The sequence below is a fragment of the Pseudomonas sp. NPDC089918 genome, from assembly GCF_050280605.1.
GTDB lineage: Bacteria > Pseudomonadota > Gammaproteobacteria > Pseudomonadales > Pseudomonadaceae > Aquipseudomonas.
In genome coordinates this window covers 64,477-83,629 of sequence record NZ_JBNNVP010000008.1, presented here as the reverse complement: position 1 = coordinate 83,629, position 19,153 = coordinate 64,477, and the positions used below count along the sequence as shown (strand labels likewise).

Below are 19,153 nucleotides of genomic sequence, written 5' to 3'. Positions count from 1 at the left end.
CGCATCCCCTATGCGGACCAACACCCAGACCAAACGTGAGCTGGACAAGATCGACCGCAACATCCTGCGGATCCTGCAAGCGGACGGGCGCATTTCCTTCACCGAGCTCGGGGAAAAGGTCGGCCTCTCCACCACGCCCTGCACCGAGCGGGTACGGCGACTGGAGCGCGAAGGGATCATTATGGGCTACAACGCCCGCCTGAATCCGCAGCACCTGAAGGGTAGCCTGCTGGTGTTCGTCGAGATCAGCCTCGACTACAAATCCGGTGATACTTTCGAAGAGTTCCGACGCGCGGTGCTGAAACTGCCCCACGTACTGGAATGCCATTTGGTGTCAGGGGATTTCGATTACCTGGTGAAAGCACGGATTTCCGAGATGGCCTCGTACCGCAAACTGCTGGGCGACATCCTGCTCAAGCTGCCGCATGTGCGCGAATCCAAGAGCTATATCGTGATGGAAGAAGTGAAAGAGAGCTTGAACCTGCCGATTCCGGATTGAGCCTACACCGATCGTTCCCACGCTCCGCGCGGGAATGCAGCCCGGGACGCTCTGCGTCCCATCCAGAGCCGAACGCAGAGCGTCCGAAGAGGCATTCCCACGCAGAGCGTGGGAACGATCAAACCAGCACCTGCCGGGTAGAAGCCATGTACTCATGAATCTGCTTCTCGACCCGCGGATGGATCAGCTCCACCGGTCGCCGCCCGTTGGGGCATGGCAATGTCTTGGTGGTGCCGAACAGCCGACAGATCAGCGGTCGTTCGTCATACACCGTGCAGCCATTGGGGCCCAGATGGACGCAATTGAGTTCATCCATCGCCGCATCCTGCTCCGCCCGGGTCTTGCGCGGCAGGCGGGACATTTCTTCGGGCGAGGTGGTCACCGGCCCACAGCAGTCATGGCAGCCGGGCACGCACTCGAAAGAGGGAATCTGTTGGCGCAGCGTGCGAATTTTCTGACTGTTGCAACTCATCGAAGCGGTGACCGAATACGAAATAGACCGGGATTCTGACGCAAAAACCCCGATCCAGACAGCGCCAACCGACCGGTGTTGCCCGTGTCCGAAGCGGCGGCTTATGCTCCGTCAACTTTTTCAAACACATGCACCCAGGATGACCACATGAACGCCCCCGTTCAGCAACCTGCCTCGAGCCATCAACACGCGGCCTCTTATTACGCCGCCAGCAGCCTGCCGCAGCCCGATCTCGCGGTACTCACAGGTGAGTTGATTGCGGACGTGTGCGTGGTGGGCGGCGGGTTCTCCGGGCTGAACACCGCGCTCGAACTGGCCGAACGCGGCTTCAGCGTGGTGCTGCTGGAAGCGCACAAAATCGGTTGGGGCGCCAGTGGACGCAATGGCGGGCAGTTGATTCGGGGCGTCGGCCATGGTCTCGATCAATTCGCCAACGTGATCGGCGTCGACGGCGTGCGTCAGATGAAACTGATGGGTCTGGAAGCGGTGGAAATCGTCCGACAGCGGATCGAGCGTTTTCAGATCCCTTGCGACCTGACCTGGGGCTACTGCGATCTCGCCAACAAGGCTCAAGACCTGGAAGGCTTCGCCGAAGACGCCATCGAGCTGCACGGCCTCGGTTATCGTTACGAAACCCGTCTGCTGCAAGCCCACGAAATGCACAGCGTGGTGGGTTCCGATCGCTACGTCGGCGGTTTGATCGACATGGGCTCCGGGCATCTGCACCCCTTGAACCTGGCACTCGGCGAAGCGGCAGCCGCCGGGCAATTGGGCGTGAAGCTGTTCGAACAATCGGCGGTGACCCGCATCGATTACGGCCCCGAGGTCAAAGTCCACACCGCCCAGGGCACGGTTCGCGCGAAGACGCTGGTGCTGGGTTGCAACGCCTACCTCAACGATCTCAACCCGCAACTCGGCGGCAAGGTGCTGCCCGCCGGCAGTTATATCATCGCCACCGAACCCTTGAGTGAAGAACAGGCCCACGCCTTGCTACCGCAAAACATGGCGGTCTGCGATCAACGGGTGGCGCTGGATTACTACCGACTCTCGGCCGACCAACGTTTGCTGTTCGGCGGTGCCTGCCATTATTCAGGGCGCGACCCGAAAGACATCGCCGCCTACATGCGACCGAAGATGCTGGCCGTGTTCCCGCAACTGGCCGGGGTGAAAATCGACTATCAATGGGGCGGGATGATTGGCATCGGCGCCAATCGCCTGCCGCAGATCGGTCGGCTCAAGGAGCAGCCGAATGTGTATTACGCCCAGGCCTATTCCGGCCATGGGGTGAACGCCACGCATCTGGCGGGCAAGTTGTTGGCTGAGGCCATCAGCGGCCAGCAGAGCGGAGGTTTCGACCTGTTTGCCAAGGTGCCGCATATCACCTTCCCGGGTGGCAAGCATTTGCGTTCTCCGCTGTTGGCGTTGGGGATGTTGTGGCATCGGTTCAAAGAATTGGTCTGAAAGATTTTCGGCGTCTGTGTCGACGCCTTCGCGAGCAAGCCCGCTCCCACATTTAATCGTTGTCGAACACAAAATCTGCGTTCGTTGACGATCAAATGTGGGAGCGGGCTTGCTCGCGAATAGATTTAAAGAACACCGCAAAACTCAGATCCGCCAGAACGGCTTAAGCCCCTCCTCCCGCGCCTGCTCCTGACTCAATCCGACATCCCTGAGCTGTTCCGGCGTCAATTCCAGCAACACCTTGCGCGTGTGCAGACGATGCCAGAACAGACCCCAGCGACCCAGGCCGGACGGTGCGTTGCGCATCACTGCCTCGCGTGCGCCGTTTTTTTGCCCTGCCGCCAGTTCCTGACTGTGTAACGTCAGCCGCACATCGCTCAAGCCGTTCATTTTCGTCGCTCCTGTTTACTTGGGTAGCCAGAGCTTTCATGATGCGCGGACGGCGAAAAGCATTACAGATTCAACGATGGTGTATTAACTCCATACAGATTTCCCGTTTCAGCGTCTGAATCACATATATTCACCCCATCTGTACTGGTCAACCGAATCACCCATACCGAGACTGCGCCATGACCCTCTATGTCAATCTCGCCGAATTGCTCGGCACGCGTATCGAACAGGGCTTCTATCGCCCCGGTGACCGGTTGCCCTCGGTGCGGGCACTGAGTGTCGAACACGGGGTCAGCCTGAGCACGGTGCAGCAGGCCTATCGAGTGCTGGAAGACGTTGGCCTGGCGATGCCCAAACCCAAGTCCGGCTACTTCGTGCCCGTAAGTCGCGAACTGCCGGAGCTGCCAGTGGTTGGCCGGCCGGCCCAGCGACCGGTGGATATTTCGCAGTGGGATCAAGTGCTGGAACTGATCCGCGCCGTACCGCGCAAGGACGTCGTGCAGCTGGGTCGCGGCATGCCAGACATCACCACGCCGACCATGAAACCGCTGCTGCGCAGCCTGGCGCGAATCAGCCGTCGGCAGGACATGCCCGGCCTGTATTACGACAACATCTATGGCACCCTTGAATTGCGCGAACAGATCGCTCGCCTGATGCTCGACTCTGGTTGCCAGTTGGGCGCCAACGATCTGGTGATCACTACCGGTTGCCACGAAGCACTGTCCACCAGCATCCGCGCCATCTGCGAGCCGGGTGACATCGTCGCCGTGGATTCGCCGAGCTTTCACGGCGCCATGCAGACGCTCAAAGGCCTGGGCATGAAAGCGCTGGAAATCCCTACTGATCCGCTCACCGGCATCAGCCTCGAAGCTTTGGAACTGGCATTGGAGCAATGGCCGATCAAGGCCATACAGTTGACCCCCAACTGCAACAACCCGCTGGGCTACATCATGCCGGAGGCGCGCAAACGTGCGTTGTTGACACTCGCACAGCGTTTTGACGTGGCGATTATCGAGGACGATGTGTATGGCGAACTGGCCTACACCTACCCTCGCCCACGCACGATCAAATCCTTCGACGAAGACGGCCGCGTCCTGCTCTGCAGTTCTTTTTCCAAGACCCTGGCACCAGGCCTGCGCATTGGCTGGGTCGCACCGGGCCGTTATCTGGAACGGGTGCTGCACATGAAGTACATCAGCACCGGCTCCACCGCGCCGCAGCCGCAGATTGCGATTGCCGAGTTTCTCAAGGCCGGGCACTTCGAACCGCATTTGCGGCGGATGCGCACGCAATACCAGCGCAATCGCGACGCGATGATCGACTGGGTGACCCGCTATTTCCCCGCTGGCACCCGGGCCAGCCGCCCGCAAGGCAGCTTCATGCTGTGGGTCGAACTGCCGGAGGGCTTCGATACCCTGAAACTCAATCGGGCGCTGCATGATCAAGGCGTACAGATTGCTGTCGGCAGTATCTTTTCCGCCTCGGGCAAATACCGCAATTGCCTGCGGATGAACTACGCTGCCAAAACAACCCCGCAGATCGAAGAAGCAGTGCGCAAGGTCGGTGCGACAGCTATCAAATTGCTGGCTGAAGGCTGAACGATCAGTCCAGCTGAAATCGCCCCCATGCCTGGAACGGGGTTATGTCGCGAACGCGTGTCGCTTGTGGGGGGACGAGGGTTTCGATATCCAGTTCCAGGCGCCAATGCTGGCCAGCCAGAGGCTGACCGTCGAGCCTGGGTCGGATGCGATCGCCTGGCCGCAGCAGCGCTACGTTGTGCGCGCCGTCGGATTCTCTTAGCCAGTTGACTGCCTGGCCATCGAGTCGTGCAGCGACCAGACGCAGCTGCATAAAGCCCGGCCCGAACCGATAGTGCTGCGCGTCGACAGCCGGCGCCTCGAACCGTAGCGTCATCGGTTGCGGCTCGCTGCATTGCACGTTCAGATATATCCGCCGAATGCCGAAACTCAGAGCCGACCCCGTATTCGACGCCTGCAAGCCATCACGGGTATGCGAACCATAATCCAGCACCATGGGATTGAGCTGCATCGTGCAGTCCGCCTGCGCATAACTCGGTAGCGCGACCGGCCACAATGCCAGCAACAAGAGCCTGACAAAATCTTTCATGAACGTCCTCTGGATCAACTATCACCCGCCCGACAGGTCACTTCGGCGGCCTGGTAAGGCGCGGTGGTTTCTGGGAGTTGGCGGGTGTCGAACTCAAGCAGGCAGCGACGATCGTCGGGCAACGTCAATTGCAGCCCAAGCCACTCGGGAGCATCGGCGATGTACACCAGACCGGTCTCAACCACACTGGTCAGGTACACACCCTCGCTGTCGTACACCGCCCCTCCCTTGGGTACCCACTGCCCGGCCTCGGTTCGCACATGCAGCATCAGCCGGCGGGCGCTGCTCAGCTTAAAGTCGAGTCGAGGTACCGCGCCGCGTCCGGTTTCGATTTCCTGAAAACCATTGAGCACTTCGACATTACGCGGCAGGCTGACGGTGTCTATTTCCAGACGACTGCTCTGGTACGCCGGCAGGCTGGCCGCTACCGCCCTGCCAGTGCCATCGGTCCAGACCGGTCCCTGAGGCGTACTGATTTTTATCCCGGCATCGGAGCCAATCTTCAGCAGACCAAAAGTATCGCGCAGTGCATAAGGTGACGGCGTGAGTCCACTTTCGTGAACAGCCACACCGCCGCGCAACGCGAAATCATAGCTGCGGGTGCCGACACTGCTGTGCGAATAGCCGAGGTCGACACTGGTGTAACGAGGCAGCAGACTGATGCGCCCGCCGAGATTTGTCTGACCGGTATCGGCACGTTCGGCATTGATGCTGTAGCTCGATGTCTCGCTGACTTGTTCGTTGTAACGTGCGCCGGTGCGCATCCCCTGCTGGCGATCCTGACGACCGTATACCCTCAGACTACGGTTTCGCCCGAGGGGAAAGCCAAGGGTGGCGTAAACGCCGGTACCGCGATCATCGTCACCACTTTCGCGTTGCACATTCAGCGACAGGTTGGCAGCACCGAATTCCCGAGACCATGAAGCACTGATCCGCGATCGATCCGGGCTACCGGCCATGGCATAGCGGGTCATCGAACCGCTGAACGCGCCCCAATGCCGATCTGAATAATTAACTGAAGCACCCCATTGACGTTCTGCCCGGCCATAAGGGTCATCGTTCAGAGATTCCGACCCGATGTCCGCCAAGGTTCGAAACCCGCTAGTGCGCTGAGCTGCGGTCAAGCTGGCGGACAAACCGGGGCCCAACGAGGTGCTGAAAGTCGCCTGCAGGCTTTGGCCCTGCCCCGCTGACGCTGTACGCGAACTCAAGTGCTGAATGCTCACCATCGAGTCGCGCGTCAAGGCTTGTTGCACCCCCCAGCCCAATGACTGATAGGCGCTGCTCCCCATCCAACCGGCGGTGAATAACGAGTCCGAGCCCCACTGCCAATCCTTGCTGGCGGCAAAAAACGAGGGTGTCTCACGCTCGTCATGGGTGAACCGCCGTACCTGGCCCGCCGCGATGGCGAAGCCCGGTGGGGTCAACCCACTCAGCGGACGCACATTGGCTGCCGGCACCCGGAAGTGGCGCTGTTCGCCGCTTTCTTCGATCACTGTGACTTCGAGGTCCAGTTGAAGGCTGAGTACAGGTAGATCACGCAAGGTGAATGGCCCAGCGGGAACCAGGGTGGTGTAAATCACGACACCGCTTTGGCGCACTTCTATCCGTGACGGTGAGTAAGCTATCCCTTCAACCGCCGTTCCGACGCCAAGGCCTTCCTGACTGCGCAAGGCGAACGCTGTTTCCGGCAGGACCTGAATGCCGGTAAAGGGCTCACCGGCAAACAGCGACGACCTCATATTGAGCTGACCAAGTTGTACATTGGCCTGATAACGCTCCCAGGTTCGCGATGCCTGGGTGTACAACGTCTCGAACCGCGCCACCCCCTCGAAGGCGGTGTAATTCTGGCGACTGCGCACGACCCAGTCTCCGGCATTGAACCCCAGTTCCGTTCCCAGGTTGCGATACTGCCTGGAGGCGTCCGCGCCTGAGCTGGAAACCACTAGCGCGTCATAGTTCAACACCCCCGCCACACCGCCTGACGCCCAGTTTCGCTGCAGCCGAGGCTGCGCGAGCAACAGATCAGTGGGAACCAAAAGCGCCACTTGTTGCTGGCCTGGAGAGAGTCGCACTTGCGCAGCGGCTATCCCCTCCGTTGCCCGTAAACACGCTTTGTCGTCAGCACTGTCGGGCAAACCTGGCGGCGCAGCAATACCGGCATAATCGAGCAGGTTCGCATCAAGGCATAACTGGCCTTCGTCATCGAAGGTGGCCAGCACCTGCCCGATGGGCGAGCCATTGACGTGCAAGAGGACTCGCGTACGGCCGGCCTGAAAACGGGGTAAATCGCGAAAATGCTCGGCGACTTTCGGGTCGATACCCCGGGCCTCAAGCACCGAGCGATCGAATTCGATCGGCGTTTCGCCCCAGGCTTTTCCGGTCACATCAATCACCAGAACCAGACTGCCGACCCAGCAACGTGAGCCGCCATACCAACGCTTGCGGCGACTCATTATCGGCTGCTCAACGGCGCATCATGGCTGTCGACCGCGAATCCATAAGTCGTCGCGGGAAAAATCCGCACATGGGTGCCCAACGTCGACACGGCGGTGAGCGTCAGTACTTCGCCGGGCAGAATGTAGGTGCGCCCGAGATCGAGCATCACGCCGCTGGGGATCAAGCTCACCGATTTGGCGAGCCGCACTACATAGGGGCCGGGATTGCTCACTTGCACCCGGTCGCCAACAACGCTCCAGAGCAGATGTTTCCAGGGCGCGCGGTCCACTGCCAAGTTGGCCGGGCGCAGGATCACCGGAATGTTCTGCCGCACGCCCAGGCTGAGCCGAGCACCGTCGGCGCCTTGACGAGGCTTTATCCCCTCGAACACCACCCGTTTCAGGCGTTCGGTTTCCAGAGGTTTGGTGCTGCGCAAGATGAACCTGACCTGCTGGCTCTGCCCCGGCTCAACCCGGGCCACGGGCGGAGTCAGCAGCAACAGCGGTTCGTCATCCTCTGCGATGTGTTCGATCGTGCTGTAGAGCAATGCCGGTTGTTCGTCGGAGTTTTTGACATTGAGGGTCGCTTCGCCCAATGCCTCATCGACTATTACGACAGGGGTTTGCGGCACCATGCCAGCCGCCATCGTCAGCGCACTGAAAAATGACAGGCACAGGCCTGCAATGGCGCCGAGCGCCTGCAAAGATTTAGGGGGACACATGAAATTCTCCAGAGGGCATCGACCAGCACGGCGAACGCAATGCCTGTCGATGCCCGATGACACGCCAGGAAACGGCCAATAGCGGTATGACCGTCAGCCCGTTATGCCGCGTCGGCTCAGAGGTAGAACACGTCGAACGTCACCGAACCGTCGAGGGGAAACTCGTCGGTGGTCGCGGGCAGTTCGGAGGTCGGGCGAATAGCCGCAGCCACTTTCATCGGAAAGACATGCAGACGCGCGGCGGCCGGGCCGGCTGCTGCACCAGGCCCCCAGGAATAGGAAACCGGGGCGTTGGACATCAGGCCGCTGACCGGAACTCGCCATACCGGATTGGCCGGAGAGCGCACCAGGAAAGTCTGCGGGTTGCCATCGGTCAGGGGCTGGCCGGTCAGTAGGCCGAAGCCGCCGATGCCGACGCCATTCGTGCTGCCGAGGCCATAGTAAAGGTGATCACCGGAGATGCCATTGAACTTGAGGCCCGACACTTTGGTACCGCCCCGATTGTCCGTGACTGCAATCTCCACCGCAGCGGGTGCATCGCATGCGATCTTCAACGTGATGTCTCGCGGCGGGAGATCGTTTTGTGTTGTCGCGCTCAACGTCGAGGAAAAGATCCGCCCCAGATCGACGTTACTGCCACCGGCGAAAGCAGGAATGCAGGAAGTCGGAATGACCGTACCGCTGACGTTCAGGTCGACACTTGCCGCTTGAACGGCTAATGGAGTGATGGCTGCTGTTAAAGCGGCCATCAAAAAAAGCTTCTTCATAAACACTTACCTGTGAATGGATGAAAGTACCAACGCGTCGAATGCAGCGGGAAATCACGCTTTCTTCCGACACGTCGAATACCCGGCGATCATTCCGTTTCTTGTAGGTTTTTTATGTAGGAGAAGTCGCCATATCAATGGGGCATCCGCGACAGAACCAGTGGCTCTTTTCGGTTATCACCGATGGATCCGATCAATCACGGTCATACCACCCTTCAAACGTGTGTGATCCCAATGCCGTGCCATACTTCCGTGACCCCGACGCGAGAAATCCTGCCTTGATACTCATTCCGGTCCGGCCCTTCGCTTTGTTGCTCGCCTTGTTGCTCGGCAGTTGCACCAGCCTTGATGTCGTCCGCGAATCGAGTCAGGCCCTACCGGCGGCGAACTCGGCGTTCGGGCGGTCGATCCAGGCACAGGCTGCCCCCCATGAGGGCCAATCGGGTTTTCGCTTGCTCTCCGACAGCGCCGAGGCCTTCACCGCCCGCGCCGAGCTGATTCGCAACGCCCAAAGCAGCCTCGATCTGCAGTACTACATCGTCCATGACGGCATCAGCACACGAATACTGGTGAGCGAGTTGCTCAAGGCCGCCGACCGCGGCGTGCGGGTGCGGATTTTGCTCGACGACACCACCAGCGATGGCCTGGACCAGATCATCGCGACCCTCGCCGTCCATCCGAAGATTCAGATCCGCGTGTTCAACCCGCTGCACCTGGGCCGCAGCACCGTCGTTACGCGAACGATGGGCCGGTTCTTCAACCTGTCGCAGCAACACCGGCGCATGCACAACAAACTGTGGGTGGCGGACAACAGCGCGGCGATCGTTGGCGGGCGTAACTTGGGGGACGAGTATTTCGATGCCGAGCCCAACCTGAATTTCACCGACATCGACATGCTCAGTGTCGGCCCGGTTGCAGAGCAGTTGGGACACAGCTTCGACCAGTACTGGAACAGCGCCCTGAGCAAGCCGATCGAGCAGTTTCTCTCGACCAAGCCGACAGCCAGGGATCTGAGAAACACCCGGACCCGACTGGACGAATCCCTGGAGGAAACGCGCAAACAGAACCACGCGCTTTATCAGCAGTTAATGTCCTACACCACTCACCCGCGCCTGGATGTCTGGCGCCGGGAGCTGATCTGGGCCTGGAACCAGGCATTGTGGGACGCACCGAGCAAGGTGCTGTCCGACGGCGAACCTGACCCACACTTGCTGCTGACTACTCAGTTGGCGCCCGAGCTCAATGGGGTCAGCAAAGAGCTGATCATGGTCTCGGCCTACCTCGTACCCGGCCAACCGGGGCTGGTTTACCTGACCGGTCGCGCCGATGCCGGCGTATCGGTCAGTGTGCTGACCAACTCACTGGAAGCCACCGACGTACCGGCCACGCATGGTGGTTACGCGCCTTATCGCAAAGCCTTGCTGGAGCATGGGGTGCAGCTGTTCGAATTACGCCGTCAGCCCGGCGACAATGGAGACAACGGCGATAGCGGATCGAACCTGTTTCACGGCGGCAGCAGCTCCTACCGTAGTTCCGGCTCCAGCCTGCACAGCAAGGCGATGATTTTCGACCGACAGAAAGCCTTTATCGGCTCGTTCAATTTCGACCCGCGCTCGGTACTGTGGAACACCGAAGTCGGGGTACTGGTGGACAACCCGCAGCTCGCCGGGCGGGTGCGCGAACTGGCACTGGAGGGTATGGCGCCTGCCCTCAGCTATCAGGCCCGGCTGGAAAAGGGGCAGATTGTCTGGGTCACCGAAGATGACGACAAGCAGCGCACATTGACCAAAGAACCGGGAGGCTGGTGGCGACACTTCAATTCATGGCTCAGCAGCATGGTCGGCCTGGAGCGGATGTTGTAGTCAGGATGCTGGTGATGAATTGTGGCGAGGGAGCTTGCTCCCGTTCGGCTGCGCAGCAGTCGCAAACCGGCATCCGTGTTCTACCTGAATAAGCGGTGGCGCATGATTCAGGGCCGCTGCGCGACCCAACGGGAGCAAGCTCCCTCGCCACAGACAAGCCCCTTGTCACAGGTTTTGTGCGGCGCTCAGGCCGGTTCGGCAACTGTCCCAAACGCCCCTTGCCGCGATACCAGAATCACCAGCCCCAACGCGCCCGCCGCCATCAGCAACGGCAAGGCATGCCCGCTGATCCACTGGCTCCCGGCACCGGCCGCCAAGGGGCCGATCAGGCAACCAATTCCCCATAACTGTGCGATATGGGCATTGGCGCGCACCAAGGCATCGTCGCGATAGCGCTCGCCAATCAAGATCAGCGACAAGGTGAACAAACCGCCGGCACTGGCGCCAAACAATACCCACAGCGGCCAGATCAACAGCGTGTCGATCAGCAATGGAATCACCAGACTCGACAGCAACAAGAGCATCGCACAGCTGGTGAACAACGTACGCCGTGACAAGCGATCGGCCAGCGCGCCAATCGGCAATTGCAGCAAGGCATCACCCACCACCACGGTACTGACCATCGCCAAGGCGATTTCCGTGGTGAAGCCCTGACGCAGGCAATAGACCGGCAGCAAGGTCAGGATCATCGCTTCGAACGCCGCGAACAGCGACACCGCCCAGGCAATCGCCGGCAAGCCGCGGCAGAAGGTCAACAAGTCACCGAGGGTTACGCTGCAAGCTTCGCTGGTGGGTGCGCCGCCGCGGCCCAACAGCAAGAACGGTGACGTCATCAGCAAACCGACACCAACCCAGAAACCATAATCATGCTCGGTGCCCAACGCCCCCAACAATAACGGCCCGGCCAGCTGACTCAACGCGTAACTGCTGCCGTACAGCGCCACCAGCCGACCGCGCCATTGCTCAACCACCAGTTGATTGATCCAGCTTTCACCGAGGATAAAGACGAGGGTCAGGATCACCCCGATCATCAACCGCAACACCAACCAGACCGGGTAGCTCGGCCACACTGCCAGCAAACCGATGGATACTGCCCCGGCCCACAGGCACAGGCGCATCAGATTGGCCGTGCCAAGACGGGCCGCGAGGTGGCTGGAGACTTTCGCCCCCAGCAGTACGCCAATGGCCGGCATCGCCGCCATCACGCCGATCGCGAACGAGCCATAACCCCAGCCTTCCAGACGCAGCGATACCAACGGCATGCTGACACCCAGGGCCAGGCCGACACTCAAGACAGACGCCAAAACGGCGAAATACGTCGCCCAACGCATGTTCCACACTCCTGTGGATATTTTATGTACAGCACAAAACACTGTGGGAGCAGGCTTGCTCGCGAAGAGGCCATCACATCCAACATTGATGTTGGCTGTTACACCGCCTTCGCGAGCAAGCCCGCTCCCACAGGGGATCTGCGTCGTTCAGGAGCCCGATTTACTACGGGCTCCCTCTCTGGCTTACAATTTGATCCAGGTCGCCTTCAGCTCGGTGTACTTGTCGAACGCGTGCAGTGACTTGTCGCGACCGTTGCCGGACTGTTTGAAGCCACCGAACGGCGCGGTCATGTCGCCGCCGTCGTACTGATTGACCCACACGCTACCGGCACGCAAAGCCTTGGCGGTCAGGTGAGCCTTGGAGATGTCGGCGGTCCAGACTGCAGCGGCCAGACCGTAAGGCGTGTCGTTGGCGATCTGGATGGCTTCTTCAGCGCTGTCGAAGGTGATGACCGACAACACCGGACCAAAGATTTCTTCCTGAGCAATTTTCATCGCGTTGCTCACGCCATCGAAAATCGTCGGCTCAACGTAAGTGCCCCCGGTTTCCTGAAGAATGCGCTTGCCGCCCGCCACCAGTTTGGCGCCATCGGTGTGACCGGACTCGATGTAGGACAACACAGTGTTCATCTGCTGGGTGTCCACCAGCGCACCGACATTGGTTGCCGGGTCCAGCGGGTTGCCCGGCTTCCAGGTTTTCAGGGCCTCGATCACCAGCGGCAGGAATTTGTCCTTGATCGAACGCTCGACCAGCAGGCGCGAACCGGCGGTGCAGACTTCGCCCTGGTTGAAGGCGATGGCACCGGCAGCGGCTTCGGCGGCGGCTTGCAGGTCCGGCGCATCGGCGAACACGATGTTCGGGCTCTTGCCGCCAGCTTCCAGCCAGACGCGCTTCATGTTCGATTCGCCGGAGTAGATCAGCAGTTGCTTGGCGATCTTGGTCGAACCGGTAAACACCAGGGTGTCGACGTCGTTGTGCAGGGCCAGGGCCTTGCCGACGGTGTGACCGTAGCCCGGCAGCACGTTCAGCACGCCTTTCGGGATACCGGCTTCAACCGCCAGCGCCGCAATGCGGATCGCTGTCAGCGGCGATTTTTCGGAAGGCTTGAGGATCACCGAGTTACCGGTGGACAGCGCCGGGCCGAGCTTCCAGCAGGCCATCATCAACGGGAAGTTCCACGGCACGATTGCGCCGACCACGCCGACCGGCTCGCGAGTCACCAGACCCAGCTGATCGTGCGGGGTGGCAGCGACTTCGTCGTAGATCTTGTCGATGGCTTCACCGCTCCAGCTCAGGGCTTGCGCCGCGCCGGGAACGTCGATGTACAGGGAATCGCTGATTGGCTTGCCCATGTCCAGGGTTTCGAGCAGGGCCAGCTCTTCGGCGTGCTGTTTGAGCAGGCCGGCAAAACGAATCATGGTGGCTTTGCGTTTGGTCGGCGCCAGGCGCGACCAGGCGCCGGAATTGAAAGTGGCGCGGGCGTTGTCCACGGCACGCTGGGCGTCGGCGGCGTCACAGCTGGCAATCTTGCCCAGCAGACGGCCATCGACCGGGCTGATGCACTCGAAGGTCTCGCCGGAGACGGCATCGGTGTATTCGCCATTGATGTAGGCGCGGCCTTCGATCTTCAGATCGCGAGCCCGCTGTTCCCAGTCGGCACGAGTCAGGGTGGTCATTCGAGTGTCCTCCTCTTATTGAATACGAGTGCCCCGCGTTCTATGCGGGCGCTGTCAGGAATTCTGCCCGGCCAGCCTGCTTTTCGGCTCAAGGCAACCATTACCCTAAACCAGCGGCCGGTGAAGTTTCAATATATTTGACACAAGGCTGGCAAACGGCCTTGCGATGTTCATTTTAATAAACATAGACTTTCAATTTTCCAGCGCAATCACGGGGGAATACCAGCATGAGCATTCAGGATATCGTCGATTTCAGCCAGGCCAACACCCAGCCCGATCGTTATCGGCCCGACCCTGCAAAAGTCCTCAAGGGCGACCCCGATCAAGCGGTGTACAACCACTACAACAGCCCGTGCGGCCAGATGAGTGCAGGTGTCTGGGAGGGCGAAGTCGGCCAGTGGCGGGTGAACTACACCGAGCACGAATACTGCGAAATCCTTCAGGGAGTTTCAGTGCTGCGTGACAACAATGGCAACGCCAAGACCTTGCGTGTAGGTGATCGCTTCGTGATCCCGGCAGGGTTTCGCGGTACTTGGGAAGTGCTGGAGCCTTGCCGCAAGATTTATGTGGTGTTTGAACAGAAGGTTTAAGGAGTTGTGCTGCCCCAGCCGCCCCCTTCGCGAGCAAGCCCGCTCCCACATTGGATCTGCGTCGTTCACAAATCCAATGTGGGAGCGGGCTTGCTCGCGAAGGGGCCGGCCCAGGCAATACAAAATAGACAGGCACAAAAAAGGCCCGTATCTCGCGATACGGGCCTTTTTCGTAAGTCGGGAAAAATCAATTACTTGATTTTGCCTTCCTTGTAGATCACGTGCTTACGAACAACCGGATCAAATTTCTTGATCTCGATTTTGTCCGGAGTAGTGCGCTTGTTCTTGTCGGTAGTGTAGAAGTGACCAGTACCGGCGCTCGAAATCAAACGAATCAATTCACGCATGATTAGCTCCCTTAGATCTTGCCGGCTTTGCGGATTTCGGCCAGCACGACAGTGATGCCACGCTTGTCGATGATACGCATGCCTTTGGCAGATACGCGCAGACGCACGAAACGTTTCTCTTCTTCAACCCAGAAGCGGTGATGCTGCAGGTTCGGCAGGAAACGACGACGGGTTTTGTTGTTTGCGTGGGAAATGTTATTCCCAGTCACCGGACCCTTACCGGTAACTTGACATACTCTCGACATGCCTCAGCCCTCTAAAACCACATGCCCAACCCGGCATGGGTTGGCCGCTTAATCTCTCAGTCATTTGGCGCCAGGCGCCGCGTTTCTTTAGAGGTCTTACCGGCTACACCTACAGTGAAGGAACCGGGCCCCTAGAAAAGAGCGCTGCTTTATACCAGAAAGACTGGAGAGCAACAACATTCCGTGTGCGCGGACTTAATAAATTCCCCATTTTTCGGCCACCGGGCGCCTTGGATAAAGGCTGTCGCCGATTAAGACCGCTCGTCGCAGAGAATCGGCCAACCGACCGATTCCGGGTTTTCCTCGGTCCGCATCACCGAAACAAGCGCACATAGTCCCCTTAAAATGAAAAAGGGGATAGTCATTTGCAAAAGAGCCCACTAGGGTAAGACTTTTCCAGACTGCACTTGCAGATGGGCCTTCGATCTGTAAAGGAATCCGACCATGCGCCTCGCTGCCCTACCGCTGCTGCTCGCCCCGCTTCTACTGAGCCCCTTGGCCCATGCCGCCGCCTTGAGCGTCTGCACTGAAGCCAGCCCGGAGGGGTTCGATGTGGTGCAATACAACTCGCTGACCACCACCAACGCCTCGGCCGATGTGCTGATGGACCGCCTCGTGGACTTCGACACGGCCAGTGGCAAAGTGGTTGCCAGCCTGGCGGACAGCTGGGAAGTCACGCCCGATGGCCTGACCTACGTCTTCAAGTTGCACCCGCAGGTGAAATTTCACCGCACCGATTACTTCAGCCCGACGCGTGACCTGACCGCCGAAGACGTGAAGTTCAGCTTCGACCGCATGCTCGACCCTGCGAACCCGTGGCACAAAGTCGCCCAGAGCGGTTTCCCGCACGCCCAGTCGATGCAGTTACCGGCGCTGATCAAGAAGATCGACGCATTGGACCCGCTTACCATCCGCTTCACCCTCGACCACCCGGACTCGACTTTCCTGCCCACTCTGAGCATGGGTTTCGCCTCGATCTATTCGGCCGAATACGCCGACCAACTCATGAAGGCCGGCACTCCGGAAAAGCTCAACAGCCAGCCGATCGGCAGCGGCCCGTTCATCTTCACGCGTTTCCAGAAAGACGCCTCGATTCGCTACAAGGCCAACCCGGATTACTTCCGTGGCAAGCCGTCGGTGGACCCGCTGATCTTCGCCATCACTCCGGATGCCAACGTGCGGTTGCAGAAATTGCGCCGCAACGAGTGCCAGATCGCCCTGTCACCCAAGCCTCTGGACGTACGGGCCGCGCTGAAAGAGCCAACCCTGAAAGTCGAAAAGACTGACGCCTTCATGACCGCCTTCGTTGGCATCAACAGCCAGCATCCGCCGCTGGATAAACCTGAAGTACGCCAGGCGATCAATCTCGCGTTCGACAAGGCCAACTATGTCAAAGCCGTGTTCGAAGACACCGCCGAACCCGCCAACGGCCCATATCCGCCCAACACCTGGAGCTACGCCAAAGGCTTGCCGGGCTACTCGCATGACGTCGAAAAGGCCCGTGCGCTGATGGCCAAGGCCGGGCTCAAGAATGGTTTCCAGACCACCATCTGGACCCGCCCTTCCGGCAGCCTGCTGAACCCCAATCCGAGCCTCGGGGCGCAATTGCTGCAGTCCGATCTGGCGGAAATCGGCATCCAGGCCGAGATTCGTGTGATCGAATGGGGCGAACTGATTCGCCGCGCCAAGGCCGGCGAGCACGATCTACTGTTCATGGGCTGGGCTGGCGACAACGGCGACCCGGATAACTTCCTCACGCCGCAGTTTTCCTGCGCGGGGGTCAAATCCGGCACCAACTTCGCCCGCTACTGCAACCAGGACCTGGACAAGCTGATCAGCGCCGGCAAGACCACCGGCGAGCAAGGTGTGCGCACCAAGCTTTACGAACAGGCCCAGGCGCAGATCCAGCAACAGGCGTTGTGGCTGCCACTGGTGCACCCGACAGCCTTCGCGCTGACACGTAAGGATGTGCTGGGCTATCAGGTCAGTCCGTTTGGCCGGCAGGACTATTCGAAGGTCAACCTCAAGTAATTAGCGTCACCACAAAACCTGTGGGAGCGGGCTTGTGGCGAGGGGGCTTGCCCCCGTTGGGCTGCGAAGCAGCCCCAAAATCTCTGATGCACCAAAGATTTTGTGAGTGCTTCGCACTCAAACGGGGGCAAGCCCCCTCGCCACAGACCCACTCCCACAGGGGTTCTTGGTCCTCTACATCCACCCATACTCGGCCATGGACAGCGGATCGCCATCACCGACGATGAAATGATCGAGTACCCGCACATCGATCAGGTCCAGCGCCTCTTGCAGACGCTTGGTCAGCATTCGGTCGGCCTGACTGGGGTCGGAGTTACCCGACGGATGGTTGTGGCACAGGATCAGCGCTGCGGCGTTATGGGCCAGAGCGCGTTTGACCACCTGCCGTGGATAGACGCTGGTGTTGTCGATGGAGCCGCGAAACAGCGCTTCGAACGCCAATACCCGGTGTTTGGAGTCCAGGAACAGGCAGCCAAACACCTCGTGGGGCTCATGGCGGAGCATCGACTTCAGATAATCACGCACAGCCTGCGGATTTTCCAACGCCGACTTGTAGCGCGAGCGTTCAGCCAAATGCCGTCTGCCCATTTCCTGAACTGCCTGCAACTGAGCGAATTTCGCGGGTCCGAGCCCTAATTGTTTGCTGAATGTTTTTTGATCAGCCTCCAGTAGCGAACGCAGACCGCCAAACTGAGTCAACAAATGTCGCGCCAGATCTACCGCACTTTTGCCGGATACGCCGGTACGCAAAAAAATCGCCAGCAGTTCGGCGTCCGAAAGACTCCCCGAGCCTAACTCCAGTAACCTCTCCCGCGGCCGCTCGGCCGCCGGCCAATCTCGAATGCTCATAACACCTCCATGTCTGTGGGCGCCGCTGTTCCGTAGCGGTCGCTGTGATATCGTAGCCCATCTTTTTTGCGGGCGATTTCACTCCTGGGGAGGGGGTATCGCCATGCAGTCATCAACGAAATGAAAGGCAGACCTATGCAGCGGCTGTATCGGAAACGCATCGTTCTGGGCGTCGGCGGCGGTATTGCTGCCTACAAGAGCGCCGAGCTGGTTCGCCGCCTGATCGACCAGGGCGCCGAAGTGCGCGTGGTCATGACCCGCGGCGGCAGCGAATTCATTACCCCGCTGACCATGCAGGCCTTGTCCGGGCATCCGGTCCATCTCGATTTGCTGGACCCGGCGGCCGAAGCCGCGATGGGCCACATCGAGCTGGCCAAATGGGCCGACCTGGTGCTGATCGCCCCCGCCACCGCGGACCTGATCGCCCGCCTGGCCCAAGGCATCGCCGACGACCTGCTGACCACGCTGGTGCTGGCCACCGACGCGGTGGTCGCGATTGCCCCGGCGATGAACCAGGCCATGTGGCGCGACCCGGCGACCCAGGCCAACCTGCACACCCTCGAAAGCCGCGACCTCAAGGTCTTCGGCCCGGCCTCCGGCAGCCAGGCCTGCGGCGACGTCGGCATGGGCCGCATGCTCGAAGCCACCGACCTCGCCCAGTGCGCGGCAGACTGCTTCCAGCGCCAGGCGCTGACCGGTAAACACGTGCTGATCACCGCCGGCCCGACCCAGGAAAACATCGACCCGGTGCGCTACATCACCAACCACAGCTCCGGGAAAATGGGCTTTGCCCTGGCCGAAGCCGCGGTAGAAGCCGGCGCCCGCGTAACCCTGATCACAGGTCCCGTGCACCTGCCGACCCCGGATCGCGTCACGCGTATCGACGTGGTCAGTGCCCGCGACATGCTCGCCGCCTGCGAAGCGGCGATCCCTTGCGACCTGTTCATCGCCTCTGCTGCGGTCGCGGACTACCGTCCGGAAGTCGTCGCCCCACAGAAACTCAAGAAAGACCCTACGAACGGCGACGGCTTGTTGCTACAGATGGTGCGCAACCCAGACATCCTGGCCACCATCGCCACCCGTCCCGACCGTCCGTTCAGTGTCGGTTTCGCTGCCGAAACCGAACACTTGCTCGATTACGCTGCACGCAAGTTGAAAGACAAGAACCTCGATCTGATCGTCGCCAATGACGTCGCGAACCCGAGTATTGGCTTCAACAGCGAAGAAAACGCCTGCAGCGTGATCGACCGTGAGCTGCACGCCACACTCTTCGCCCAGACCAGCAAGAGCAAAATCGCTCGCCAGCTGATCACTTTTATCGCCGAACGTCTGAACCAGGTTTAAT

General features: G+C 60.1%; 18 protein-coding genes. 7 read left to right on the top strand and 11 right to left on the bottom strand.

Annotated features, from left to right (window positions below):
- The first annotated feature begins 10 nt into the window (after nt 1-10).
- Nucleotides 11-499, top strand: a complete 489-nt coding sequence (locus ACQKPC_RS08310) for an Lrp/AsnC ligand binding domain-containing protein (protein ID WP_003206849.1) — start codon at nt 11-13, stop codon at nt 497-499.
- A gap of 118 nt (nt 500-617) precedes the next feature.
- Here the strand turns inward: ACQKPC_RS08310 and ACQKPC_RS08305 are convergent, their stop codons facing one another.
- Complete coding sequence (locus ACQKPC_RS08305) at nt 618-971, bottom strand: YkgJ family cysteine cluster protein (protein WP_007894729.1); 354 nt, start codon at nt 969-971, stop codon at nt 618-620.
- A gap of 147 nt (nt 972-1,118) precedes the next feature.
- Here ACQKPC_RS08305 and ACQKPC_RS08300 point away from each other — a divergent pair, with 147 nt between their 5' ends.
- The gene (locus ACQKPC_RS08300) at nt 1,119-2,432 is read left to right on the top strand and encodes an NAD(P)/FAD-dependent oxidoreductase (RefSeq protein ID WP_427624065.1); all 1,314 of its coding nucleotides are present in this window, start codon (nt 1,119-1,121) and stop codon (nt 2,430-2,432) included.
- Between the two features lie 144 nt (nt 2,433-2,576).
- Here the strand turns inward: ACQKPC_RS08300 and ACQKPC_RS08295 are convergent, their stop codons facing one another.
- A complete protein-coding gene (locus tag ACQKPC_RS08295; protein WP_427624064.1) occupies nt 2,577-2,822 on the bottom strand; it encodes a DUF1127 domain-containing protein in 246 nt (81 codons plus the stop codon).
- A gap of 179 nt (nt 2,823-3,001) precedes the next feature.
- Here ACQKPC_RS08295 and ACQKPC_RS08290 point away from each other — a divergent pair, with 179 nt between their 5' ends.
- Nucleotides 3,002-4,420 (top strand): PLP-dependent aminotransferase family protein, encoded by a 1,419-nt coding sequence (locus tag ACQKPC_RS08290; RefSeq protein WP_427624063.1) that lies wholly within the window; start codon nt 3,002-3,004, stop codon nt 4,418-4,420.
- A gap of 4 nt (nt 4,421-4,424) precedes the next feature.
- Here the strand turns inward: ACQKPC_RS08290 and ACQKPC_RS08285 are convergent, their stop codons facing one another.
- From ACQKPC_RS08285 to ACQKPC_RS08270, 4 genes are all read right to left on the bottom strand, one after another.
- Complete coding sequence (locus ACQKPC_RS08285; protein WP_427624061.1) at nt 4,425-4,949, bottom strand: hypothetical protein; 525 nt, start codon at nt 4,947-4,949, stop codon at nt 4,425-4,427.
- A 14-nt stretch (nt 4,950-4,963) separates the two neighbouring features.
- The gene (locus ACQKPC_RS08280; protein WP_427624060.1) at nt 4,964-7,405 is read right to left on the bottom strand and encodes a fimbria/pilus outer membrane usher protein; all 2,442 of its coding nucleotides are present in this window, start codon (nt 7,403-7,405) and stop codon (nt 4,964-4,966) included.
- A complete protein-coding gene (locus ACQKPC_RS08275) occupies nt 7,405-8,109 on the bottom strand; it encodes a fimbria/pilus chaperone family protein (protein ID WP_427624059.1) in 705 nt (234 codons plus the stop codon). The genes ACQKPC_RS08280 and ACQKPC_RS08275 overlap by 1 nt, the downstream gene beginning before the upstream one ends.
- Before the next feature lie 116 nt (nt 8,110-8,225).
- Entirely contained in the window at nt 8,226-8,876 is a 651-nt protein-coding gene (locus ACQKPC_RS08270) for a DUF1120 domain-containing protein (RefSeq protein ID WP_427624058.1), read from the bottom strand.
- A 278-nt stretch (nt 8,877-9,154) separates the two neighbouring features.
- On the opposite strand from ACQKPC_RS08270, the gene ACQKPC_RS08265 reads away from it, so the two are divergent.
- Complete coding sequence (locus ACQKPC_RS08265; protein WP_427624057.1) at nt 9,155-10,738, top strand: phospholipase D family protein; 1,584 nt, start codon at nt 9,155-9,157, stop codon at nt 10,736-10,738.
- Nucleotides 10,739-10,923: 185 nt separating this feature from the next.
- Here ACQKPC_RS08265 and ACQKPC_RS08260 read toward each other — a convergent pair whose 3' ends face one another.
- Both ACQKPC_RS08260 and ACQKPC_RS08255 read right to left on the bottom strand, forming a co-directional pair.
- Entirely contained in the window at nt 10,924-12,069 is a 1,146-nt protein-coding gene (locus ACQKPC_RS08260) for an MFS transporter (RefSeq protein ID WP_427624056.1), read from the bottom strand.
- Nucleotides 12,070-12,252: 183 nt separating this feature from the next.
- On the bottom strand, nt 12,253-13,746 hold the full coding sequence (locus ACQKPC_RS08255) for an aldehyde dehydrogenase (protein ID WP_038980753.1): 1,494 nt from the start codon (nt 13,744-13,746) through the stop codon (nt 12,253-12,255).
- A gap of 227 nt (nt 13,747-13,973) precedes the next feature.
- Between ACQKPC_RS08255 and ACQKPC_RS08250 the strand changes: the two genes are divergently transcribed.
- Nucleotides 13,974-14,336 (top strand): cupin domain-containing protein, encoded by a 363-nt coding sequence (locus ACQKPC_RS08250; RefSeq protein ID WP_427624055.1) that lies wholly within the window; start codon nt 13,974-13,976, stop codon nt 14,334-14,336.
- 191 nt (nt 14,337-14,527) lie between these two features.
- On the opposite strand, the gene rpmG is transcribed toward ACQKPC_RS08250, so the two are convergent.
- Both rpmG and rpmB read right to left on the bottom strand, forming a co-directional pair.
- A complete protein-coding gene (rpmG, locus tag ACQKPC_RS08245; protein ID WP_007894709.1) occupies nt 14,528-14,683 on the bottom strand; it encodes a 50S ribosomal protein L33 in 156 nt (51 codons plus the stop codon).
- A gap of 11 nt (nt 14,684-14,694) precedes the next feature.
- Nucleotides 14,695-14,928 (bottom strand): 50S ribosomal protein L28, encoded by a 234-nt coding sequence (rpmB, locus tag ACQKPC_RS08240; protein ID WP_007894701.1) that lies wholly within the window; start codon nt 14,926-14,928, stop codon nt 14,695-14,697.
- 444 nt (nt 14,929-15,372) lie between these two features.
- On the opposite strand from rpmB, the gene ACQKPC_RS08235 reads away from it, so the two are divergent.
- Nucleotides 15,373-16,959 carry an ABC transporter substrate-binding protein gene (locus ACQKPC_RS08235; protein ID WP_427624054.1) on the top strand — a complete coding sequence of 529 codons (1,587 nt, stop codon included), beginning with the start codon at nt 15,373-15,375 and terminating at the stop codon, nt 16,957-16,959.
- 174 nt (nt 16,960-17,133) lie between these two features.
- Here ACQKPC_RS08235 and radC read toward each other — a convergent pair whose 3' ends face one another.
- A complete protein-coding gene (gene radC / locus ACQKPC_RS08230) occupies nt 17,134-17,808 on the bottom strand; it encodes a RadC family protein (protein ID WP_008073393.1) in 675 nt (224 codons plus the stop codon).
- A gap of 135 nt (nt 17,809-17,943) precedes the next feature.
- Between radC and coaBC the strand changes: the two genes are divergently transcribed.
- The gene (gene coaBC, locus ACQKPC_RS08225; RefSeq protein ID WP_427624131.1) at nt 17,944-19,152 is read left to right on the top strand and encodes a bifunctional phosphopantothenoylcysteine decarboxylase/phosphopantothenate--cysteine ligase CoaBC; all 1,209 of its coding nucleotides are present in this window, start codon (nt 17,944-17,946) and stop codon (nt 19,150-19,152) included.
- Nucleotide 19,153: the final 1 nt, after the last annotated feature.